The organism is Maritimibacter fusiformis (assembly GCF_008086115.1).
GTDB classification, from domain to species: Bacteria; Pseudomonadota; Alphaproteobacteria; order Rhodobacterales; family Rhodobacteraceae; genus Muriiphilus; species Muriiphilus fusiformis.
In genome coordinates this window covers 151,237-171,292 of sequence record NZ_VSIY01000015.1, presented here as the reverse complement: position 1 = coordinate 171,292, position 20,056 = coordinate 151,237, and the positions used below count along the sequence as shown (strand labels likewise).

At 64.0% G+C, this 20,056-nt stretch carries 24 protein-coding genes; 6 read left to right on the top strand and 18 right to left on the bottom strand.

Translation table 11 applies throughout. From position 1 onward, the window contains the following. Positions 1-70 precede the first annotated feature (70 nt). Positions 71-397: an ArsR/SmtB family transcription factor gene (locus FVF75_RS15595; RefSeq protein ID WP_148379682.1), complete on the bottom strand. Its 327-nt coding sequence runs from the start codon at positions 395-397 to the stop codon at positions 71-73. A 127-nt stretch (positions 398-524) separates the two neighbouring features. Between FVF75_RS15595 and dsrE2 the strand changes: the two genes are divergently transcribed. After that, positions 525-1,022, top strand: coding sequence for a sulfur carrier protein DsrE2 (dsrE2, locus tag FVF75_RS15590; protein WP_246138112.1), 498 nt, complete (start codon positions 525-527; stop codon positions 1,020-1,022). A 33-nt stretch (positions 1,023-1,055) separates the two neighbouring features. Further along, positions 1,056-1,280, top strand: coding sequence for a sulfurtransferase TusA family protein (locus FVF75_RS15585; protein ID WP_148379679.1), 225 nt, complete (start codon positions 1,056-1,058; stop codon positions 1,278-1,280). 51 nt (positions 1,281-1,331) lie between these two features. Here the strand turns inward: FVF75_RS15585 and FVF75_RS15580 are convergent, their stop codons facing one another. The 14 genes from FVF75_RS15580 to dsrA all read right to left on the bottom strand — a co-directional run bounded on the left by FVF75_RS15580 (position 1,332) and on the right by dsrA (position 14,406). After that, positions 1,332-2,705 (bottom strand): cobyrinic acid a,c-diamide synthase CobB, encoded by a 1,374-nt coding sequence (locus FVF75_RS15580; protein WP_148379677.1) that lies wholly within the window; start codon positions 2,703-2,705, stop codon positions 1,332-1,334. Beyond that, positions 2,702-3,733, bottom strand: a complete 1,032-nt coding sequence (locus FVF75_RS15575; RefSeq protein WP_148379675.1) for a glycosyl transferase family protein — start codon at positions 3,731-3,733, stop codon at positions 2,702-2,704. The genes FVF75_RS15580 and FVF75_RS15575 overlap by 4 nt, the downstream gene beginning before the upstream one ends. Before the next feature lie 17 nt (positions 3,734-3,750). Beyond that, positions 3,751-4,950 (bottom strand): NrfD/PsrC family molybdoenzyme membrane anchor subunit, encoded by a 1,200-nt coding sequence (gene nrfD, locus FVF75_RS15570; RefSeq protein WP_148379673.1) that lies wholly within the window; start codon positions 4,948-4,950, stop codon positions 3,751-3,753. Positions 4,951-4,962: 12 nt separating this feature from the next. Continuing rightward, entirely contained in the window at positions 4,963-5,715 is a 753-nt protein-coding gene (dsrO, locus tag FVF75_RS15565; RefSeq protein ID WP_148379670.1) for a sulfate reduction electron transfer complex DsrMKJOP subunit DsrO, read from the bottom strand. Continuing rightward, a complete protein-coding gene (locus FVF75_RS15560; RefSeq protein ID WP_148379668.1) occupies positions 5,712-6,152 on the bottom strand; it encodes a hypothetical protein in 441 nt (146 codons plus the stop codon). Before FVF75_RS15560 ends, dsrO begins: the two co-directional genes overlap by 4 nt. 2 nt (positions 6,153-6,154) lie before the next feature. Then, positions 6,155-8,104, bottom strand: coding sequence for an NAD(P)-binding protein (locus tag FVF75_RS15555; protein WP_148379666.1), 1,950 nt, complete (start codon positions 8,102-8,104; stop codon positions 6,155-6,157). A 3-nt stretch (positions 8,105-8,107) separates the two neighbouring features. Next, entirely contained in the window at positions 8,108-9,643 is a 1,536-nt protein-coding gene (dsrK, locus tag FVF75_RS15550; RefSeq protein WP_148379664.1) for a sulfate reduction electron transfer complex DsrMKJOP subunit DsrK, read from the bottom strand. A 3-nt stretch (positions 9,644-9,646) separates the two neighbouring features. Next, positions 9,647-10,369 (bottom strand): respiratory nitrate reductase subunit gamma, encoded by a 723-nt coding sequence (locus FVF75_RS15545; protein WP_222861237.1) that lies wholly within the window; start codon positions 10,367-10,369, stop codon positions 9,647-9,649. A 103-nt stretch (positions 10,370-10,472) separates the two neighbouring features. Continuing rightward, the gene (locus tag FVF75_RS15540) at positions 10,473-10,805 is read right to left on the bottom strand and encodes a TusE/DsrC/DsvC family sulfur relay protein (protein WP_148379662.1); all 333 of its coding nucleotides are present in this window, start codon (positions 10,803-10,805) and stop codon (positions 10,473-10,475) included. Between the two features lie 30 nt (positions 10,806-10,835). Beyond that, a complete protein-coding gene (gene tusB, locus FVF75_RS15535; RefSeq protein WP_148379660.1) occupies positions 10,836-11,144 on the bottom strand; it encodes a sulfurtransferase complex subunit TusB in 309 nt (102 codons plus the stop codon). A gap of 12 nt (positions 11,145-11,156) precedes the next feature. After that, positions 11,157-11,564, bottom strand: a complete 408-nt coding sequence (gene tusC, locus FVF75_RS15530) for a sulfurtransferase complex subunit TusC (RefSeq protein ID WP_148379658.1) — start codon at positions 11,562-11,564, stop codon at positions 11,157-11,159. 9 nt (positions 11,565-11,573) lie between these two features. After that, positions 11,574-11,966, bottom strand: a complete 393-nt coding sequence (gene tusD / locus FVF75_RS15525; RefSeq protein ID WP_148379656.1) for a sulfurtransferase complex subunit TusD — start codon at positions 11,964-11,966, stop codon at positions 11,574-11,576. Positions 11,967-11,978: 12 nt separating this feature from the next. Next, on the bottom strand, positions 11,979-13,061 hold the full coding sequence (gene dsrB / locus FVF75_RS15520) for a dissimilatory-type sulfite reductase subunit beta (RefSeq protein ID WP_148379654.1): 1,083 nt from the start codon (positions 13,059-13,061) through the stop codon (positions 11,979-11,981). 67 nt (positions 13,062-13,128) lie between these two features. Continuing rightward, entirely contained in the window at positions 13,129-14,406 is a 1,278-nt protein-coding gene (gene dsrA / locus FVF75_RS15515) for a dissimilatory-type sulfite reductase subunit alpha (protein ID WP_148379651.1), read from the bottom strand. A 282-nt stretch (positions 14,407-14,688) separates the two neighbouring features. Between dsrA and FVF75_RS15510 the strand changes: the two genes are divergently transcribed. The 4 genes from FVF75_RS15510 to cysG are packed head-to-tail and all read left to right on the top strand — an operon-like array spanning position 14,689 to position 17,392. Then, the gene (locus FVF75_RS15510; protein ID WP_187393097.1) at positions 14,689-15,552 is read left to right on the top strand and encodes a TauD/TfdA family dioxygenase; all 864 of its coding nucleotides are present in this window, start codon (positions 14,689-14,691) and stop codon (positions 15,550-15,552) included. A 1-nt stretch (position 15,553) separates the two neighbouring features. Beyond that, positions 15,554-15,760, top strand: coding sequence for a sulfur relay protein DsrC (locus FVF75_RS15505; protein WP_148379647.1), 207 nt, complete (start codon positions 15,554-15,556; stop codon positions 15,758-15,760). Next, positions 15,753-15,959, top strand: coding sequence for a DUF6967 family protein (locus tag FVF75_RS15500; protein ID WP_148379644.1), 207 nt, complete (start codon positions 15,753-15,755; stop codon positions 15,957-15,959). Before FVF75_RS15505 ends, FVF75_RS15500 begins: the two co-directional genes overlap by 8 nt. Next, the gene (cysG, locus tag FVF75_RS15495) at positions 15,959-17,392 is read left to right on the top strand and encodes a siroheme synthase CysG (RefSeq protein WP_148379642.1); all 1,434 of its coding nucleotides are present in this window, start codon (positions 15,959-15,961) and stop codon (positions 17,390-17,392) included. Before FVF75_RS15500 ends, cysG begins: the two co-directional genes overlap by 1 nt. Before the next feature lie 18 nt (positions 17,393-17,410). On the opposite strand, the gene FVF75_RS15490 is transcribed toward cysG, so the two are convergent. From FVF75_RS15490 to FVF75_RS15480, 3 genes are read right to left on the bottom strand one after another with little or no spacing between them, the layout of a single operon-like run. After that, positions 17,411-18,616, bottom strand: coding sequence for an NAD(P)/FAD-dependent oxidoreductase (locus FVF75_RS15490; protein WP_148379640.1), 1,206 nt, complete (start codon positions 18,614-18,616; stop codon positions 17,411-17,413). Between the two features lie 41 nt (positions 18,617-18,657). Continuing rightward, positions 18,658-19,299, bottom strand: coding sequence for a ChrR family anti-sigma-E factor (locus tag FVF75_RS15485; protein WP_148379638.1), 642 nt, complete (start codon positions 19,297-19,299; stop codon positions 18,658-18,660). Continuing rightward, positions 19,296-19,958 (bottom strand): sigma-70 family RNA polymerase sigma factor, encoded by a 663-nt coding sequence (locus tag FVF75_RS15480; protein ID WP_148379967.1) that lies wholly within the window; start codon positions 19,956-19,958, stop codon positions 19,296-19,298. Before FVF75_RS15480 ends, FVF75_RS15485 begins: the two co-directional genes overlap by 4 nt. Positions 19,959-20,056 lie beyond the last annotated feature (98 nt).

Here is a 20,056-nt window from a genome sequence, read left to right as displayed (position 1 = left end):
GGCATCTAGATATTTGAATGAACATCGCACAAATGTTGCGCGGTGCAATCACTTTCTGGGCAAATGCTGCTCAGCCATGCAGCGCCGTCCTGTTGCGTGACGGGTCGGGGGCATAGATGTCCTGCAGCGCTTCGATCACCGACCGGGCCTTGCCGCTCTCCAGCGAATAGAACACCGACTGCGCCTCGCGGCGGGTGCTGACCAGCCGTTCGCCGCGCATGATGGCAAGTTGCTGCGACACGGTCGACTGGCCCAGCCCGGTGGCATTCTGGATCTGCTGCACCGACAACTCGCCATCGGCGAGATGACACAGGATCAACAGCCGTTTCGGATTCGACAGCACGCGCAGAAGCTCACACGCCTTCTCGGCTGTCTCTATGAGTTCCTCACCTCGCATCGTCCCTCCCTCGCGATCCGCGATCTTTGGTCGCGAATCCTGCTTGCTATGCAGAGTCTACTTGACGTAGCGGGGTTTTGTATTCAAAAATTTCGATACCCAAATACTCACCAAGGGAGGGGCCACCGTGCTTGACGCTGGCGAAAACACCAAACGGATGTCGATCATCGTCACCAAGGGCACGCTCGACTGGGCCTACCCGCCTTTCATCCTGGGCACCACCGCGGCAGCGATGGATGTCGAGGTGACGATGTTTTTCACCTTCTACGGGCTGCAATTGCTCAAGAAGGACCTGGACCTGAAGATCTCGACACTTGGCAACCCGGGAATGCAGATGCCGATGGCGGGGATGCACATGTCGATGCCGAACATCGTCTCGGCGATTCCGGGCGTCGACCGGATGGCGACCACCATGATGAAGAACCTGATCAAGAAGAAAGGCGTCGCCTCGATCCCCGAGCTGCGCGAGGCCGCCGTTGATCTGGACATCAAGATGATCGCCTGCCAGATGACGCTGGATCTGTTCGAGATGGACCAGAAAGACCTGATCGAGGATATCGAGATCGGCGGCGCCGCGACCTACATGGAAGAGGCGCTGAAATCTGATATCAACCTCTATATCTGATACGAACGCGCAAATATTCCGGAGGAGACCCGAATGGCCGACCAAACGCTTGACGCAAAAGGGCTGAACTGCCCTCTGCCGATCCTGAAAACCAAGAAGATGATCAAGGGCATGTCTTCGGGCCAGGTGCTCGAAGTGCTCGCCACCGACCCCGGCTCGGTCGCCGACATGGCGGCGTTCTGCAACCAGACCGGCAACCAGCTGATGGGTCAGTCGAACGAAGGCGATGTCTACAAGTTCGAGATCAAGGTCAGCTGAACGCCAACCCGAGACAAAACCGGGCCTCGCCGATCGGCGGGGCCTTTTTTTTTATTGGCTGATCTTGCGCGCCCGCACGAATTCGACGAACCGCGCCACCCAGGGCGCTGGCCCGGTGGCGCGCAGATGGCAGAACCCGGCCAGCAGGTTGTGGACGATGATCCCGTCATGGTCGCCGTCGACCCCATGTCCGCGCAGGATGTCACGCGCGAAGGTCAGCGGGGCGTCGGTGTTTTCAAGCCGGGCATAGTGAAATTCATGCGCCGCCTGGGCGTCAGTGCCATTGGGCCACGGGTGTGCCGGAGTGTTGCGAAACCGGGTATAGCCGCGCCCCTGTGGCCGTGCGTGCATCACCGCGTCGGCGGGCACCACGCCCACCATCTCGCCAGCCGCCTCTCCATGCCGAATCGACCGGCACAGATACATCAGCCCGCCGCATTCGGCATAACCGGGCAGCCCGCCCTCGATCTTCGCCCTGATATCGGCGCGCAGCGCGGCGTTTGCCGCAAGCGCGTCAACGAACATCTCGGGAAACCCGCCACCGATCAGCACCCCGTCGCAGGCGGGCAGGGCACTGTCGCGCAGAGTGTCGAACGGCACCAGCCGCGCGCCCGCCGCCGCGAAGGCCTCAAGGTCGTCGGGGTAGTAGAAGCCGAAGGCGCGGTCGCGCGCGATGGCGATGGTCACGTCGGGGGCAGGGTCGGGCGCGGCGGGCGGTGGGTCGGACAGGGCAGGCGCGGCATTGGCCAGGTCGATCAGCAGATCGAGATCGACCGATCCGCCGACGATTCTGCCGATCTCGTCGATCCGCCGACCCAATTCGCCGGTCTCCGCCGGTGTGGTCAGGCCCAGGTGCCGCTCACCGATCTCCAGCGCCGAGTTGCGATGAACCGCGCCGACCACCTTCACGTCGGTATAGGTCTCGACCGCCGCGCGCAGCTTGGCCTCATGGCGCGGCCCGCCGACCTTGTTCAGGATCACGCCAACGATGTTAACGTCAGGGTCGAACGCCTGGTAGCCCAAGAGCAGCGGCGCGATGCCCCGCGTCATTCCGTTTGTGTCGATCACCAGGATGACGGGAAGGCCCAGCAGCCGCGCCAGTGCGGCGTTGGAGTCCGATCCGTCGAGCGAAACACCGTCAAACAGACCCTTGTTGGCCTCGATCAGAGACACATCTGCGCCCCCCGCGCGCGAGGCGAGGAACGGCGCGAAGGTGTCCCGGTCCATCGTGTTGAAATCGAGATTGTAGCAGGGCCGCCCGGTTGCCGCGCCCAGCCACATCGGGTCGATGTAGTCCGGGCCCTTCTTGAAGGTCGCAACCTTCAGTCTCCGCGCCGTCAGGGCCGCGGCCAGACCAGTCGACACCACCGTCTTGCCCGAGGATTTGTGCGCGGCCGCAATCAGGAAACGCGGCGCCGGTATCATCCCCGAACCGGCAGCTTCGCCTTGTCGCGTCCGTCCCAGATGTCGCGGGCCAGCGTTTCGGCGTCAGCCATCGTGTCGACCTTGCCCATGGTTTTCAGGGCAATCGCCATGGTCCCGATGATCGCGTGCTCGGCGTATTCGTCCTGATCCTCGCCGCGCCAGACCGGCATCAGCCGCCCGACATCCATCACCTGGTCCGGCGGCGCGTGGCCGTCATCGAGCGTGGCCGCCCAGGTCTCGACCTCGGGCTCGCCCGCGCCATGGGTGGTCCAGACCTGCGTCGGCTTGTTCGGCCGCCGCTCGATCTCGCCGCCGTCGCCGCGGAACACCGAGGCTGCGGGGATCTCCATGAGCTGCGCCGCGCCGGCGTGAACCTCCATGAAGCCCCGGTGAAAGATGCCCTGCATCACGGCGGGCGCGTCGAGCGGGTTCAGCATCCGGGTAAAGCTGTGCACCGGCGACCGCAGGCCGAGGATGGGCCTGAGGTTGATCAGGTCGCGCAGCACCGGGCTCATCACCTCGAGCGGGATATAGGCAAAGCCCTGCCCGTCCACTTGCCCGGCGGCATCGTCAAAGCTGTTCGCCACCGGCAGGCCCAGCGCCTCCAACGCATCGCGGGTATAGACCCGCCCCGGCGTGTGCCCTTCGGTGCCGTGCATCACCACGCGGTAACCCGCGCCGACCAGCGCCATCACCGACAGCAGATACCACGGCAGTTGCACCCGCTTGCCGGCATAGGAGGACCAGTCGAGGTCGACCTTGGGCAGATCGGCGGGCCGCTTGAAGGTGTCGCGGGTGCCAAGGGCAAAGCCCGCGATTTCCTCCGGCGCCTCTTCCTTGAGCCGGAGAAGCATCAGGAACGCGCCGATCTGTTCGGCCACCGCCTCGCCGCGCAGGATCATCGCCATCGCTTCGCGGCTTTCCTCCAGCGTCAGGTCGCGCTGCTTGGTCTTGCCCCGCCCCAGGATCGCAACAAAGCGCGAAAACGGGTGCGGGTGGGTGGCGTCGACGTTGGTGTGCATGTTCATGGTGAAGCCCTCTGTCCTCAGCCTTTCGCGGCGACATTGGCATCCGACAGGTTCGTCGGCAGGACACGAAGCACCTTTGCCCCCAATCCAGCTGCGAACAGCGCCAGCGCCACACCGCCCAGACCCAACATAAGCTCCCAGATCGACGGCGTGTAGGGGCTGACCACGCCTTCGTGGAAACCTTCGAGCACTTCGTAGCCCGGGAAGATTTCCAGCGGATAGGCCTGCCCGGCGACGACGATCACATAAACCTGCGCAAAACCGCCGATCACCACCAGCACCGAGGCGAGGATGGTGGACGAGCGTGACGGGTTCAGAAACACCAGCGCGATGGGCACCAGCCCGCCCAGTATCACCTGAACCCCCCAAAACAGCAGGGTGTAGACCCCGCCATCAAGTAGCAGGAACCGCTCCACCGCGATGTGTTCGGCGGCATAGAGGTTGGTCAGGTGCTGCACGGCGACAAAGTAGAGCACGGCGGCGGCGAAGATGCCTAGAAGCCGGCCAAGGCGCTTCAGAAGTTCCTCGCCCACCGGGCGGTCGTTCAGGCGAAACAGCACCAGCGTGACCAGGATGAACACGGCAAGGCCGAAGCTGAAGCTCATCGCGATGAACATCGGCGCCATGATCGCGGCGTCATAGCCGGGGCGTGCGACCACCCAGCCGAAGATCGACCCGGTGCCGGTGGTCAGCGCCAGCCGCCACAGAAAGGCGACCAACCCCGCCGAGCGGACGATGCGGTAGTCGATGCGGCGAAACATCTGCACCACCAGGTAGATCGCGACGATGCCCATGAAACCGGTGTAGAGCAGCACGTTCCAGGCGAAGATCGACGAGAAGTTGTATGTCGTCATCGCGATGATCAGCCGGTCGGGTCGCCCAAGGTCGAGCACGACGATCGCCAGACCCCCCGCCAGCAACGCGATTGCCAGCAGCGAGGAAAACCGCGCCATTGGCTTGTAGGCTGCCTTGCCGAAGACCGAGGCGATCGAGGCGATGTTCAGCGCGCCCGAGGCGGCGACGATCAGGAAAATCGCGAACACATGCGGCAGGCCCCAGACGATCTGGTTGTTCATGCCGGTGACGGCGTGGCCGTGATGCTCCATGTAAAGCACCGCGCCGCCGGCGGCGGCGATGAAGGCGATCAAGAGAACGCCAAGCTGCCAGACACCCGGCGTGGCCTTGAGTTCGCGATAGATGGTCTGATCCATGGCCATTGAACGTCCCCGTCAGAGATTGGTGTAGCGCACGCCCGGGTTCAGCCCGAGATCGTCACGCAGCGCCACCGATGGATAGGTCTTGAGTGCCTTCGAGATCGGGCTGTCGGGGTCTTTCAGATCGCCGAACAGGATCGCCGAATGCCCGGCCTTTTCGCAGGCATCGACACAGGCCGGTATCCGCCCGGTGTCGATGCGCGGGGCGCAGAGGTTGCAGCTTTCGACCGTGCCCTGACCGCGCGGCGAATTCGCCTTCTGGTCGGTCAGCGGTTCATGCACGAACGAGCGCGCCTTGTAGGGGCAGGCCATCATGCAATAGCGGCAACCGATGCAGATATGCTTGTCGACCAGCACGATGCCATCGGGGCGCTGCATCGAGGCGCCGGTGGGGCAAACGTCGACGCAGGGCGGTTCCTCGCAATGCTGGCACATCACCGGGGCCGAGGTGACGCGGCCGGTTTCCTTGTCCTTGAGCGTGACCTTGCGAATCCACTGCGCAGCCTGTTCCGGGTCGATATGGGCGTTCTCCGCCTCCGACCCCCAGCCGTTCTCGACCTTGCAGGCGGTCACGCAATCGTTGCAGTCGGTGGCGCATTTCGACGCGTCGATGAGCAGGCCCCAGCGCTTGCCGGCATCCGCCCCCGCGGCCTCGGCAGCCGAGCCGCCAAAGGCCATCAGGGTCACACCCTCGGCTAGCGTCACCGTCGCCACCGCCGCGCCGGATTTCAGAATGTCGCGGCGGGTCATTTCGGCCCGGTTCGTCATTCGGTTTCCTCCTCCGACAGGCGTGCCAGGTAGGCCGCGATCGAATTGTGATCCGCAGGCGTTGCCATGGTGCGATAGAGCTTGTCCCCGTCCGGGGTCGAGCGGTGGCAGGTGAAGCAATCCACCTGAACCGCCGCATAGTCGTGACAGACCCGGCAGAAATGCCCCTCGTCCGCCGCCGTGAGCTGGGCACCGGTCTCGTCCTGAACCGCGTGGCAGTCGAAACATTGGCCAAGGCTCGCCTCGATATCCCGAACGCCTTCGCGCAGCGTCAGGTCGCGGTCATGGCGCATCAGTTCCATGTGATGCTTGCGCCAATACTCATTCCCCTCGGGGTGCGGTTCACCGGTTGCGGCGGGCACGATGGGCCTGGGCCCCTCGGCCGCCGCTACCCCGGCAATTCCCATGGCGGCAAGGAAAGCGAAAACCAGCCGCATGGTTACTCCCCGAGCCCCATTTTGATGTAACCGGTCGGACAGACATCGGCGCAGATATGGCAGCCGATGCACTTGGAATAATCGGTGTCGACATAGCGCCCGACGGTCCGTTCGGATTTGCTCACCCGGAACACGGCATCCTGCGGGCAGTAGATCACGCAGTTGTCGCATTCAAAGCACATGCCGCAGGACATGCAGCGCTCGCCTTCTTTCTGTGCCTGTTCCTCGGTATAGGCGATGATCCGTTCTTCGAAGTTGCCCAGAACGTCGTCGCCCTCGATATGGATCTCCTGGCGAACCTCACGCGGGACAAAGTTGAAATGTCCCTTGAACAGTTCGGTATGCGGGATGATCTGGCTGGATGAGCGGTCTTCGTAGTTGTGAATGGCCCAGTCGGCGCTGTCGGTGCCGCCGGTCTGCCCATGCGCATAGGCCGCCGGTTGCTTGCCGCGCCGGTTCAGTTCCTCGAGCAGATCGAAGTGATGCACGTCCACCTTGGGGCGCTTGTCGATCGAGCCGTCATCGAGGAATTCGGTGATCGTCTCGGCCGCGATCCGACCGTGGCCGATGGCGGTGGTCAGAAGGTGCGGGCGGATGATGTCGCCGCCGGCAAAGTGCTTTTCGCGGTCCTTGACCTGGTAGGTCGGCGAGGTGTCGATGAAGCCGCGCCCGTTGTCCAGCGCCTCGACCCCTTCGAGGTCGCCCATCTGGCCAATGGCGGCGATGATGATGTCGGCCTCGATCTCGAACTCGGTGCCTTCCACCGGCTCGGGCACGTTGCCCTTCATCACGCATTCGCACATCTTCAGCCCGGTCGCCCGGCCCATGTCGTCCTTGATGACGGCAAGCGGCATGACCCCGCCCTTGAGGTCGATGCCCTCGCGCTTGGCGTCCTCGCGCTCGCGCTCGGCGGCGGTCATCTGTTCGATCGGGAACAGCGAGGTCAGGGTGGCCTCCATCCCTTCGCGGATCAGCGAACCGGCAACGTCATGTGCGGCCCAGTCGATCACCGTGCCATCGGGATGCTCGGACGGTTTCACGCCGGTGATCTTGCCCAGCCGCCGCGCCACCGAGGCCACGTCGATCGAGGTGTCGCCGCCGCCGACCACCACGACCTTCTTGGCGGTGCCCAGCACGTAGCCCTGGTTGAACGCGTCGAGGAACTCGATGCCGTTGATGCAGTTCTCGGTGCCCTCCCAGCCCTCGATCGGCAAATCACGGCCCTTCTGCGCGCCCAGCGCCCAGAACACCGCGTCAAACGCCTTGTCCAATTCTTCGAGCGAAACATCGGTGCCGACCCGGGTGTTCAGCCGCACATCGACGCCCATGTCGATGATGCGCCCGATCTCCTTGTCGAGCATCTCGCGCGGGGTGCGGTAGCCGGGGATGCCATAGCGCATCATGCCGCCCAGTTCGCCGTGCGCTTCGAAGATGGTGACGGCGTGACCGTCGAGGCGCAGGAAATAAGCGGCCGACAGACCGGCGGGGCCGGCCCCGATCACCGCGACCTTGCGGCCGGTGTCTGCGCCCGGCGCGGCCATCTTCACGTTGTTGGCGTTGGCCCAGTCACCGACATACTGCTCGACCCCGTTGATGCCGACGTAATCGTCGACCTCGTTGCGGTTGCACCCGGCTTCGCAGGGGGCGGGGCAGACCCGGCCCATCGTGGCCGGGAAGGGGTTCGCCTGCACCATGCGCTGAAACGCGTATTCCTGCCACGGCATGTCGGGATCGGCGGGCTTGTCCATGCCGCGCGCGATCGACAGCCAGCCGCGAATCTCGTGACCCGAGGGGCAGGCACCCTGGCAGGGCGGCGTCTTGTGAACGTAGGTCGGGCACTTGTAGCTGGTATCGGCCTGGAAGATCTTTTCCTCCAGATCCCAATCGTCCGGCGTCTCACCTTCTTCGAAGCGCCGGAAGGTCAGCTTCTTCTCCGGGGTCATGTCGTTCATGTCCTACTCCTCCGCTTCCGCCGCCTCGGGGGCGTCGTCCTCTGTTTCCTGTCCGTCCAGGATGATTGCGTTCGACACGAGCTGATGGACCGAAACCACCGAGTCCATCTCGTAGCCGTATTTCGGCATCACTTTGGAAAACTGCGTTTTGCAGATCGCGCAGATCGCCGCCATGTGGGTGACGCCGTGATCCTTGGTGACCTGTTGCAGCGCCGTCATCCGCGGGCTCGCACCCTTGATGCGCAGGTCCATGAGGTCGTCGGTCAACAGACCCCCGCCGCCGCCGCAGCACAGCGTTGCCTCGTGGATCGTGTCCTGATCCATGTCGACGTAATTGTTGCAGACCGCCTTGATCACGTTGCGCGGAATCTCGAACTGCCCGCCCGGCATGTCGCCCATCCGCGACCCGCGCGCGACGTTGCAACTGTCGTGGTAAGTCATGTTCAGGTGGTCGTTCTTCGACTTGTCGAAGGTCAGCGTGCCCTTCTGGATCTCGTTCCAGGTGAACTCGAGGATATGCTGCGGGATCGGGTAGTTCTGATCGAGGAAATCCCACGGCCCCGCCAGCGTGTTGAGATAGCTGTAGGCCACCCGCCAGGCATGGCCGCATTCGCCGAAGATGATCCGCTTGACGCCAAGGTCCAGCGCCGCCTTGCGGATGCGCTGGCTGACCAGCCGCATGTTCTCGTAGTTGCCGATGAACAGGCCGAAATTGGCCGCCTCCGAGGCATAGGACGACAGCGTCCAGCTCACGCCCGCCTGGTGGAACACCTTGGCATAGCCGATCAGCCCGTCGATATGCGGCTCGGCAAAGAAGTCCGCCGAAGGCGTGACCAGCAGGATGTCGGCACCCTTTTCATCGAGCGGGATGCGCACCGAGATGCCGGTGTCGTCCTCGATATCCTCTTCAAGCCCTTCCAGCGTCGCGCCCAGCGCCTTCGGGTTCAGGCCCAGGTTGTTGCCGACCGAGTGGACTTTGCCGATGATCTCGTTGGAATACTTCTGGCCCATGCCCACGGATGCGAGGATATCGCGCGCCGCCATGGTGATCTCGGCGGTGTCGATGCCATAGGGGCAATAGACCGAGCAGCGCCGGCATTCCGAGCACTGGTGGTAGTAGGAATACCATTCCTTCAACACGTCCTCGGTCAGGTCGCGCGCGCCCACCAGCCAGGGGAAATACTTGCCCGCAAAGGTGAAATAGCGCCGATAGACCGAGCGCAACAAATCCTGCCGCGCCACCGGCATGTTCTTCGGGTCGGCGGTGCCGAGGAAATAGTGGCACTTGTCGGTGCAGGCGCCGCATTTCACGCAGATGTCCAGATAGACCTGAAACGCCCTGTTCTTCTCGGCCAGTTCTTCCATCTTGGCCAGCGCGCGTTCCTTCCAGTCCGGCACCAGCTCACCGGGAAAGCCCAGCGCCTCCTGGTGCTCGGGCGAGGCCAGGAAGGGCTGCAACCCGTCCATCGAGCCCGGCTTGATGCAGGGCACCTGCAGGGCATCGTCCAGTTTCGGGATCTGGTTGTCGCCGTCAGCCATGGATCACTTCTCCAGTTCTGCCGCCCAGGGGGCGAGGTGGCGTTGTTCACGCGGGTTGTCGACCTGGTTGCGGCTCGGGCTGAAGAACACGCCCGGCGCATGCATGAGCTTGGAAATCGGGAAGATGATCATCAGGATCGCCACCAGCCCCAGATGCGTCAGCAGGATCGGGTCGGCAGGCAGTTCGTTGATCTGCAGCCGCATCAGCCCCAGCATGAAGGCCTTGACCGCGACGATGTCGGTATGCGCGACAAAGCGCATGGTCAGGCCCGACAGCCCGATCGCCACCAGCAGGGCGAGGATCAGGTGGTCGGAGGGGCTGGAGATATAGCGCACCCGGTCAACCAGGAAGCGCCGCGCCCAGAGGCCGATCAGCCCCGCGACCATGGCGAACCCGGCATAGGTGCCGAAGGGCTGCACGATCTGCACCCACCACCAGACATCGAAGGTGAAATAACGGACGTGCCGCGCCAGAACCAGCCACAGCGCCATGTGAAAGGTCCAGCCGAACAGCCAGATCCACTTGTTCGATTTGAACAGGCTCTCGAAAAAGATGACTTCGCGCGCCATGCGCAGAACCACGCCGCCGGTCGTGGTCGGGGCCGGCGTGGTCGGGATTTTCAACGGGGCCGGTATGCGCGCATAGCGCTGAATGCGCATCGCGATGCCGACGACAAGCAGGATCGTCGCGCCGTAGAACAGCAAGGCGTAGATCGTGGCAAGCACGCGGACTCCTCCCGTCGTTTGCCCAATTGTTTTTGTTTTTCAGGGCATTAGGATAACTCAGGGCACCCCGGACGCGACCTTGCGGCCGGGGTGCGGATATTTGTCAGACGCAGCCGGTCGGCTTGGGCAGGCCGGCGATCTTGCACGCCTGCTTGGCCGGGCCATAGGGGAACAGCTCGTACATGTACTTGTTGTTGCCCTTTTCCGGCCCCATCGACTTTTTCAGCGCCTTGATCAGCACGCGCACGGCCGGGGCGATCTGGTACTCGTCGTAATACTCGCGCAGGAAGTTCACGACCTCCCAACGCTCGTCGTCCATCTCGATCTCCTCGGCCTCGGCGATCACCTCGGCGAGTTCCTTGGACCAGTCACCCAGGTTGGTGATGTAGCCTTCTTCGTCGTGTTCGACCGTCTGGCCGTTAACTTGGTATGCCATGTTCGCTTTCCTTCTTTTGAACTAGGTCTCTCAGAGCCAGGCCTGGGTGCGGTCGTGTTTGGCGACCAGATCCACAAACCCGGAATAGTCGACACCCTCGATGCCGCCGATCAGCCGACCGGCATCCACTCCGCGCGCGGCGAGATCGGGCGACAACACGTAAAGCGACACGTTTTTTCCGAATTCCGCTATGATCTCGGTCAATCCCGTGCCGCCAAGCCCGCCATAGACGCCATCCTCGATCATGAGGATCGCATCGCCGGCCTTGGCATGATTCAGGCAGCTGATCAGCGCCTGGGTCGCGAAGGGCGATTTGTTCACGGTGTGAAGCGTAGACATTCCGTCCCCTCCCTAAAAGCTCAGCACGACGTCGGCATCGGCCATGACGTCCGCCATCTCGGCGCGGCTGATGATGTGGATCGACGGCTTTTCCTCCCAGTCGTCGTCCTCGTCCTCGTACGTGATCTCTTGCAGATCGTCCTCGCTCAGGCCCCGCTCCTCGAGGCTTTCGCGTTCGACGTAGAGCTTGTTCACGTCGTAGTCGCCCAGCGCCCGGAAGGTCGGCGAGAAGTTCTTCACCCCGATCCCGTCGGTGCTCTGGCCCTTGGTCAGCTGGAACACCCCGTCATCGACGAAGGCCAGCCGCACGTCCTGCTCGAACGCGGCCCCGATCAGCACGACTTCCAGGCTTTCCAGCGCATAGATCGTGCCGTAGGGGGCCTTGCGGTTCACATAGAGGAACTTTTTCACCTCGGACATGGCAGCCCCCTAGTCCCCGAAGGTCACCAGACGGTCAGTCTGGATTCCCATTTCGATCAGTTGCCCGAGGCCGGAGATCCGGAACCCCTCGGCGATGTTGTTGGCATCCTTGCCCTGGCGCTCGGCCTCGTTGGCATCGAGCATCCCGCGGCGCTGGGCCGCGGCGATGCAGACCACCAGGTCGACATCGTGCTCCTTGGCCAGGGCCGTCCAGTTCTTCTGGATATTGCGTTCGTCCTGTGGCGGCACCGACAGTCGCGTCGCGACGTTGACACCGTCGTGGTAGAAAAACACGCGTGGCACCTCGTGGCCGGCCGCAAGCGCGGCCGTCACGAAATGGTAGGCCGAATCCGCCGCCTGGTGCGTATACGGCCCTTCACTGACGAGAACTCCGAATTTCACTGCATCACCCCATCAAAAATGAATGTGTGCAGACATGTTCATCGTCTTGCGAGCGCCTGTCCATGTGTCAAGATGATGCTTGGTGAAGGCCAGCCCGGTCATGTCGAAGAACCGGTTCCAACCGATCCGCTCGATCCACTCGCCCATCCGCTCCCAATGCTTGGCGTTGGTCTTGTAGGCATGCACGATCTTGCGCACCACCTCGGCAACCTCCGGCCAATGCGGCGGGTTGTTGGGCAGGTTGGCCACGGCCAGCTTGTGGAAGGTCGGCTTGGAGCGCGCGTTCGAGTGCTTGCCGCCGACCCAGATCGCGATCCGGGTTTCTTCCTTGCCGTTGATCTGCATCGGCGGGCAGGGCGGATAGCAGGCGCCGCAGCAGACGCATTTCTTTTCGTCCACTTCCAGCGACGGCTTGCCGTTCACCATTGCCGGACGAATCGCCGCCACCGGGCAGCGCGCCACCACGGCCGGGCGCTCGCAGACGTTGGCGACGAGGTCGTGGTTGATGCGCGGCGGCTTGGTGTATTGCACGTTCACCGCGATATCGCCCTGGCCGCCGCAGTTGATCTGGCAGCACGAGGTGGTGATGCGCACGCGGTTCGGCATCTTTTCCTGAACGAACTCATCATAGAGCACATCCATCAGCGATTTCACCACGCCCGAGGCATCGGTGCCCGGAATGTCGCAGTGCAGCCAGCCCTGGGTGTGCGAGATCATCGAGACGCTGGCGCCGGTGCCGCCCACCGGGAAGCCCTCGCTTTCCAGCTTTTCGATCAGCGGATCGACCTTGGCCGGGTCGGTCACCATGTATTCGATGTTCGAACGGGTGGTGAAGCGGACATGGCCATCAGCGAAATCGTCGCCGATGTCGCAGAGCTTGCGGATCGTGAAAACGTCCATCTGGCGCTGGGTGCCGGCCCGCACGGTCCAGACCTCGTCGCCGGATTTCGAGACGTGGTGCAAAACGCCGGGACGCGGGCGATCGTGCCAGTCCCAATTGCCATAGTTGGCCTTGAGCACCGGATGCATGAACGGAAACGCGTCGGGAACGCCGATCTCGTCAGGCATGCGCGGTTTGTCTGCTACTTGATTCATGTTCTTCCTCCCGGAGCCGCGCCGCCGATGGCGGACGCGGAGTCAGTGAAACAGGGTGTGGCGCCGCTCACTCGGCGCTGATCTGTGCCTTGGCCGCCTTGCGCTCGAACCACTTCGCGGCTTCTTCGTCGAAGTCGTCGGTGCGGACATAGGACGAGGTGCGCGGGTGGTTGACCATGTTGGGGTCAGGATCCACGCCAACGGCTTCGAGGAACGCCGGCAGGCCGATCCGGTCGATGGTCTCGCCGACCCGCTCATGCTCCAGCGCGTTGTCGGCGAAGAATTCGATCACCGTCTCGCCGAACTCCTCGAGCTTTTCGAAATCCTCATCGGTTTCGAGCTTCATGAACGGCACGATCATGGTGCCCAGGAGGTCGCCGACCTTCAGCGAACGCTTGCCGCCGATCAGGATCGAAACGCCCTTGTCGTCACCCGGGCTGAGCGCCTTGGTCATCACGTTGATGCAGTGCATGCAGCGCACGCAGGACTGGTTGTCGATTTCCAGCGTGTCGTCGTCGTTGAGCGAGATGGCGCGCGTCGGGCACATCGAAACCACGGTGTCGATGGTGTATTTGCGGCCGACCTTGGCGACGTGCTCCTTCACCTTCTCCTGGTTGATCTTGATGTCGTCGCGCCAGGTGCCGATCACCGCGAAGTCGGCGCGCTGAATGGCGTTCACGCAGTCGTTGCCGCAGCCCGAGAACTTGAACTTGAACTTGTAGGGCAGCGACGGGCGGTGCATCTCGTCGAGGAACGTGTTGATCATCAGCCGGTGCGCGCGCTGCTCGTCAAAGCAGGACTGTTCGCAGCGGGCGTGACCGACACAGCTCATCGCCGTGCGCAGCGCCGGGCCGGCGCCGCCAAGGTCGAATCCCAGCTCGTTCAGCGCGTCGAAGGCCGGCTGGGTGTTCTCGGAGGTGGTGCCCTGGAACATGATGTCGCCGGACTGGCCGTGGAACGCGATCAGGCCCGAGCCATACTCTTCCCAGATGTCGCACATCTTGCGCAGCACGTCGGTGGTATAGTGAAAGCCCGGCGGCGGCATCACCCGCAGGGTGTGGAACTCCTTGGAGGCCGGAAACCGGTCCGCGACTTCGGAAAAGCGCGGGATGATCCCCCCGCCGTAACCGCGCACCGAGATGGTGCCGCCCTTCCAGAAGCCCAGCTTCTCCTCGTAGGAGTGTTCGAGCTGGCCCAGGAGGTCATTCATGATCGCCCGGTTGCTGGGCGTGCCCTCGTCGCGCAGATGCTTGAGGCCGGTGATGAAGCTTGGCCACTTGCCGCCCTCGAGTTCGTCGAGAATCGGGGTCGCGTGGGTCGCCTTGTCCTTCGATTCGTCTTTCATGTTTCTCCTCCCTTACGAGCGTTCGCGCTTGCGGTCTTCAAATCCTGCCGGCCGCCGGTGATGGAAATCCCGATGCACGGGTCTGATCCGGTGCATATGATCCGACCTTCGGCGAGCAACGTCACCTTTTAATTTACACATCAGGATAATCGAATGTAAAAGGAAAAAGTTGCCGCAAGTGCAAAAGAAACAAAAGAAAATTGCCGAGTGATTTGATCGGATTTAGCGTCGCAGGGAGGAACGGCCATTAACACGCCAGAACACAACGGGTTTTCCTGGACCGTGCCCAAGGCCGATGATTTCTATCGGGAATGGCGCGATGGGCGATTGCGCGCCGCCGAAGAGGCCCTCTCGGCCGGGTTTGTCGAGATTGCCGACCTGTCGTCGCCCTCGGAGTCGGAGAAAAACGAGCTGATCCGCCGGTGTCGCGCCGCGAATCTCGCCCTTTACCAGGCGCCACAGGGCGCTGACCTGCGCGACGACCTGCGCCGCTTTGCCCAGGCTTTCGACCTGCGTATCGCCGAACGCCACCGCTCGGCCGGCGGCGATGGCATCGTCGCGCTGCGCCAGAGCGATGCGCCGTCGCAGCGGGGCTATATTCCGTATTCCAAGCGCCAGATGAACTGGCACACCGATGGCTATTACAACGCGCCCGATGAACGCATCAGCGCGATGGTCCTGCACACCGCGCACCCGGCCGACGATGGCGGCTCGAACCGGTTTCTCGATCACACCATCGCCTATATCCGGCTGATGGACGAAAACCCCGACTATATCCGCGCGCTGATGCATCCGGCGGCGATGGTGATTCCCGCCAATGAGGACGAGGGCAGCGAGCGCCCGGCCTCGACCGGCCCGGTGTTCTTCGCCGATCCGGACACCGGCGCGATGCAGATGCGCTATACCGCGCGCACCCGCTCGATCGCCTGGCGCGACGATGCGCTGACCCGCGAGGCGGTCGAATTCCTGCAGTCCACCCTTGAAACCCCCGACCCGCTGACGATCTCTCTGAGGTTCGAGGCCGGGCAGGGAGTCCTGTGCAACAATGTCCTGCATGACCGGACGGGATTTGATAGCGAGGCGCGGGCGCACTCCCGCCGGACCGTCTATCGCGTCCGGTTCCACAATCGCGTGAAAGGAAGCTGACATGACGAACGTAGCCAAGCTGAGCGACCTGATCATCGGTCATCCCGAGGTGACCAAGTTCGCCGAACTGGAAAAGCTGGTCGCCCATGCCGGCGAAAGCGGCATCATGCACCTTGAGTTCGACCTCAAGCCCGATTTCCGCGATACCCCGCGCAAATGGGAATGGCTGCTCGAGGCCGCTTTCACCCGGGGGCTGAAGTATGACTGAAGACCTGCGCGAGATCGCGGCTTACGAACTGCCCTACCGGCGTAAGGCCGAACTCAAGGAATTCACCTATGACAGCGGCATGAAGATACTGCGGCTGGTGCTGCGCGAGGGTCACCGGATCACCCAGGTCGAGCTTGACGCCGACACCGCCGCCGCACTCGCCGATGCGATGGGCGATTGGGCAAGGGCGCAAGGCTGATGGATTACCTTCCGATCTTTCTCGACGTGGCCGGGCGGAAAATCGTCGTCGATGGCGGCGGCACCGTCGCGGCCCGCCGGGTCGAACGCGCGCTGGGCGCGGGCGCGCTGGTCGAGGTGTTCGATCCCGCGCCGGGCGAGGAAATGACCCGCCTGTTCGGGCATGAACGCCTGACCCACCACGCGCGGGTGCCTGCCGAGGCCGATTTCGCCGATTGCCTTGTCGCCTATGGCGCGTCCGAAGACCCGGCACGGGATGCGCCGCTCTACAAATGGGCCAAGGCCCATAACGCGTTGGCCAACGTGGCCGATGAAAAGGACTACTGCGATTTCATCACCCCCAGCGTGGTCGAGCGCGATCCGCTGACCATCGCCATTTCGACCGGCGGCGCCGCCCCCGTCATCGCCCGCATCCTGCGCGCCCGGGTCGAGGCGATGCTGCCCGCCGCATACGGACGGCTGGCGCAGTTCCTGTCGACCTACCGCGACCGGATCGCGGACCAGATCAAGGGCGGCACGGCACGGCGGCGGTTCTGGGAAAACATGATCGAAGGCCCGGCGGGCGATGCCTTTCTCGCCGGAGACGAGGCGCTGGCCGAACGCCTGATCGAGGAAGATCTCGGCGCGGGCGGCAGCAAGAAACTGCACCGGGGCGAGGTCTGGTTGGTCGGGGCCGGGCCGGGCGATCCGGACCTTCTGACCTTCAAGGCGCTTCGGATGATGCAGCACGCCGATGTGGTGCTCTATGACCGGCTGATCGGTGACGGCCTTCTGGACCTCGTGCGCCGCGATGCCGAGCGCATCAATGTCGGCAAGACCGCCGGCGACCACGTGATGCTGCAAGAGGACATCACCGCGCTGATGATCAAGCTGGCGCGCGAGGGCAAGCGCGTGCTGCGGCTCAAGGGGGGCGATCCGTTCATCTTCGGGCGCGGCGGCGAGGAACTGGAAGAGGTGGCGGCCCAGGGTTTCCCGGTCGTCGTCGTCCCCGGCATCACCGCCGCCGCCGGTTGCGGCGCCTCCGCCGGCATTCCCCTGACGCACCGCGACCATGCGCAAAGCGTCGTGTTCGTCACCGCCCACGGCAAGGACGGACTGCTGCCGCACGACTGGACGGCGCTGGCCCGCGAGGGGCAGACCGTGGTGGTCTACATGGGGCTGCGTTTCGTGGCCGAAATCGCCGAGGCGGCGATGGCGCAAGGGGTGTCGCCCGACATGCCGGTCGCGCTGGTCGACAACGGCACCCGCACCACCCAGAAGGTCGTGACCGGCACGCTGGCCGATATCGGCGCCAAGGTCGCGGCGGCCAGGCCCAAGGGTCCGGCACTGATCCTGATCGGTTCGGTCGTGTCGCTGCGCGAGGTGTTGGCGCAGGATGGGGCGGCACCCAAGGAGGCGTTCGAGATGACCCTGGCCGCGCGCGAAGGGCTGTAGCGGCGCGGGCTTGCCGGCCTAGATGATCGCGGCCTCGCCCAGCGGCCTGCCCGCGCGGATGCGGTCGACATGCAGGGGCGTGAGGTCCAGCGTGCGGTAGCCGCCCGTGGTGATCCATTCCGCGATCCCGCGCCCCATCGCCGGGGCCTGTTGCAGCCCGTGGCCGGAAAAGCCGTTCACGAACAGGAAGTTGCCGATCCGGTCGTCCGGCCCGACCACCGCGTTGCGGTCAAGCGTGTTGTAGGCGTAATGCCCGACCCATTCGTTCACCACCTTGAGGCTTTCGAACTGCGGGATGCGTTGGGCCACGGCAGGCCAGACCTTGCGCTCCCACAACCCGTGATCGAAGGCGAAATCGTCGGGCGCGACCGCCGGATCATCCTCGGGCGTCGCGCCGATCATGTAGCAGGCGCCATCGCTGCGAAAATGCACCCCGGTGGGATCGACCGTCAGCGGCAGGTCACGATCCAGCGGCGCGGCGGCGCGCACCACCCAAGTGTAGCGCTTGCGCGGTTCGACCGGCAGCGACAGACCCGCCATCGCCGCCACCCCCGCTGCGCGCGGCCCGGCGGCATTGACCACCCAGCCGCAGGAAACCGTTTCGCCCGAGGCAAGCCGCACCGCCGTGACGCGGTCCCGCACGGTGTCGATCCCCACCACCTCGCCGTGGATGAACTCGACCCCGCGTTCCGCCGCCAGCCGCCGCCACCAGTCGAACATCGTACCGCCGTCGAAATAGCCCTCGTCGACCGGATTGTGACTGCCCAGCACCACGCCATCGAGGTCATAGAACGGCCACGCCGCCGCGATCTCGTCCGGCGTCAAGATCCGCGTGCCCGCCCCAAGCCCGGCTTGCATCGCGGCATTCGCCCGCAGCCGTGAGGCGGTCGCCTCGTCCCCGGCGAGGTAGAGATAGCCGAAATACTGCGTGTCGATCCCCGGCACCCGCGCATCGCCCATTTCATCGCGGAAGCGGCGCACATAGTCCGCCGCGAACCGGCTGATCTCGACGTTGATCGGGGCCGAGAACTGCTGGCGCAGGCAGGAATTGGTGTGGGCGGTGGAACAGGCGGAATAGCTCGGGTCACGCTCGACCACCAGCACCCGCCCGTCAAAGTCAGGGTTCGCTGCCAGGAACCACGCCACCGAGGCGCCCAGCATGGCGCCGCCGACGATCACCACGTCGTAGCTGTCACGCTTCGGTGTCTTCGCAAGCCTGCCCATCCGCCAAGTCCTGCCCGAAACGGCACGACTTGGCCAGAGGGTCAGATGCCGAACAGCGGCTGCAACAGGCGCGGCAGGAAGCTGTTGAATTTCAGCGGCGCGTCGGTCGCGGCCAGGCAGATGCAGGGTGCGCCCGGGTCGGCGGTGGGCACATGGTCAAGGTCGTCGGTCGCCACCTCGACATCGCCGACCTCGAAATGCCCGGTCTCGTCCGAGAATCCGCCTTGCAGCACCAGCGTCAGTTCAAGCCCGTTGTGCCCGTGATCCGGCACCGGCTTGCCCGGCGGAATCCACAACAGCCGCGAGACAGAGCCGCCTTCGCCGGTCAGCACGCATTGCTTGACCCCGCCGCCCAGCGCTTTCCAGCGCGGCGGCTTGCCCTTGAGCGCCTCCATCACCGGGCCGGGATAAACACCGCTGCGCTTCGCGGGCGCAGGCTCGGGCGGGACCGGGTCGTCGAGCATCGACAGCACATCGGCCTTCAGCCCGGCCGACACTTCGGCACTGTCGAGGGTTTCGAGCACCACGCCGCCCACCGTCTCCTGCGCGGCCAGTTCGGCGCGGCAGTCCTCGCACATCGAAACATGCGTGGCCACGACCAGCGAAAAGGCATGCGGCAACGACCCGGCGGCATAAGCGGCCATGATCTCGGGCGGGATGTGATGTGAAATGTTCGCGCTCATTCCTGTCTCAAGTCCTTCAACTCGTGCCGCAACCGCTCAAGTCCGAGCCGGATGCGGGATTTAATCGTGCCCAGCGGCAGGCCGGTGGCCTCGCGGATCTCGCTGTGGCTAAGCTCGCCCAGATAGGCGCGCTCGATCATTTCGCGTTGTGCGGGCGCCAGCTTGTCCAGCGCCGCGCGCAACTGGTCGGTTTCCTGTTCCAGCGCCATGACCTGTCCGGCGTCGGGTTCCATGTCGCCTTCGTCCTCGGCCTTCAGGGCTTCGGGCATCGGCCGGGCTTCCTTGCGGATCACGTCGATCTGCCGGTTGCGGGCGATCTGGTAGATCCAGCTCGACACCTGCGCCCGGGTCGGGTCGAACAGGTGGGCCTTGCGCCAGACCGTCAGCATCACGTCCTGGACCACATCCTCGGCCTGCGCCCGTGGCGCACCTGCCCGGATGATGAACCCCTTGAGCCGTGGCGCGTAATGGTCAAACAACTTGCCAAACGCCGCCTTGTCGCGCTGATCGCGAATGGCCAGCATCCAGACCGTCTGCTCCGAAAAGCCGTCTGTCGGGGTCTTGTCCGTCACTGTCTCATGCCTTTTTGGCACCGGCGGGATAGCCGGGTTGGCCCCTTTTTCAGGTGCTTCGGGGCGATGTGCAAGGGTGTCATCCATACTCAGCATACACGACTTACGCTGCCCGCCACGCACCGGATCATTTTTGATCCGCCGGGAAAATGCGGCCGTAGGTCAGGCAACAGAACAAGGAAGAC

What these genes read in the sequence shown, in the direction of transcription:
- FVF75_RS15595 (WP_148379682.1), bottom strand. Translation starts at nt 397, where the DNA reads ATGCGAGGTGAGGAACTCATAGAGACAGCCGAGAAGGCGTGTGAGCTT.
- FVF75_RS15585 (WP_148379679.1), top strand. Translation starts at nt 1,056, where the DNA reads ATGGCCGACCAAACGCTTGACGCAAAAGGGCTGAACTGCCCTCTGCCG.
- FVF75_RS15580 (WP_148379677.1), bottom strand. Translation starts at nt 2,705, where the DNA reads ATGATACCGGCGCCGCGTTTCCTGATTGCGGCCGCGCACAAATCCTCG.
- FVF75_RS15575 (WP_148379675.1), bottom strand. Translation starts at nt 3,733, where the DNA reads ATGAACATGCACACCAACGTCGACGCCACCCACCCGCACCCGTTTTCG.
- nrfD (WP_148379673.1), bottom strand. Translation starts at nt 4,950, where the DNA reads ATGGCCATGGATCAGACCATCTATCGCGAACTCAAGGCCACGCCGGGT.
- dsrO (WP_148379670.1), bottom strand. Translation starts at nt 5,715, where the DNA reads ATGACGAACCGGGCCGAAATGACCCGCCGCGACATTCTGAAATCCGGC.
- FVF75_RS15560 (WP_148379668.1), bottom strand. Translation starts at nt 6,152, where the DNA reads ATGCGGCTGGTTTTCGCTTTCCTTGCCGCCATGGGAATTGCCGGGGTA.
- FVF75_RS15555 (WP_148379666.1), bottom strand. Translation starts at nt 8,104, where the DNA reads ATGAACGACATGACCCCGGAGAAGAAGCTGACCTTCCGGCGCTTCGAA.
- dsrK (WP_148379664.1), bottom strand. Translation starts at nt 9,643, where the DNA reads ATGGCTGACGGCGACAACCAGATCCCGAAACTGGACGATGCCCTGCAG.
- FVF75_RS15540 (WP_148379662.1), bottom strand. Translation starts at nt 10,805, where the DNA reads ATGGCATACCAAGTTAACGGCCAGACGGTCGAACACGACGAAGAAGGC.
- tusB (WP_148379660.1), bottom strand. Translation starts at nt 11,144, where the DNA reads ATGTCTACGCTTCACACCGTGAACAAATCGCCCTTCGCGACCCAGGCG.
- tusC (WP_148379658.1), bottom strand. Translation starts at nt 11,564, where the DNA reads ATGTCCGAGGTGAAAAAGTTCCTCTATGTGAACCGCAAGGCCCCCTAC.
- dsrB (WP_148379654.1), bottom strand. Translation starts at nt 13,061, where the DNA reads ATGAATCAAGTAGCAGACAAACCGCGCATGCCTGACGAGATCGGCGTT.
- dsrA (WP_148379651.1), bottom strand. Translation starts at nt 14,406, where the DNA reads ATGAAAGACGAATCGAAGGACAAGGCGACCCACGCGACCCCGATTCTC.
- FVF75_RS15505 (WP_148379647.1), top strand. Translation starts at nt 15,554, where the DNA reads ATGACGAACGTAGCCAAGCTGAGCGACCTGATCATCGGTCATCCCGAG.
- FVF75_RS15500 (WP_148379644.1), top strand. Translation starts at nt 15,753, where the DNA reads ATGACTGAAGACCTGCGCGAGATCGCGGCTTACGAACTGCCCTACCGG.
- cysG (WP_148379642.1), top strand. Translation starts at nt 15,959, where the DNA reads ATGGATTACCTTCCGATCTTTCTCGACGTGGCCGGGCGGAAAATCGTC.
- FVF75_RS15490 (WP_148379640.1), bottom strand. Translation starts at nt 18,616, where the DNA reads ATGGGCAGGCTTGCGAAGACACCGAAGCGTGACAGCTACGACGTGGTG.
- FVF75_RS15485 (WP_148379638.1), bottom strand. Translation starts at nt 19,299, where the DNA reads ATGAGCGCGAACATTTCACATCACATCCCGCCCGAGATCATGGCCGCT.
- FVF75_RS15480 (WP_148379967.1), bottom strand. Translation starts at nt 19,958, where the DNA reads ATGGATGACACCCTTGCACATCGCCCCGAAGCACCTGAAAAAGGGGCC.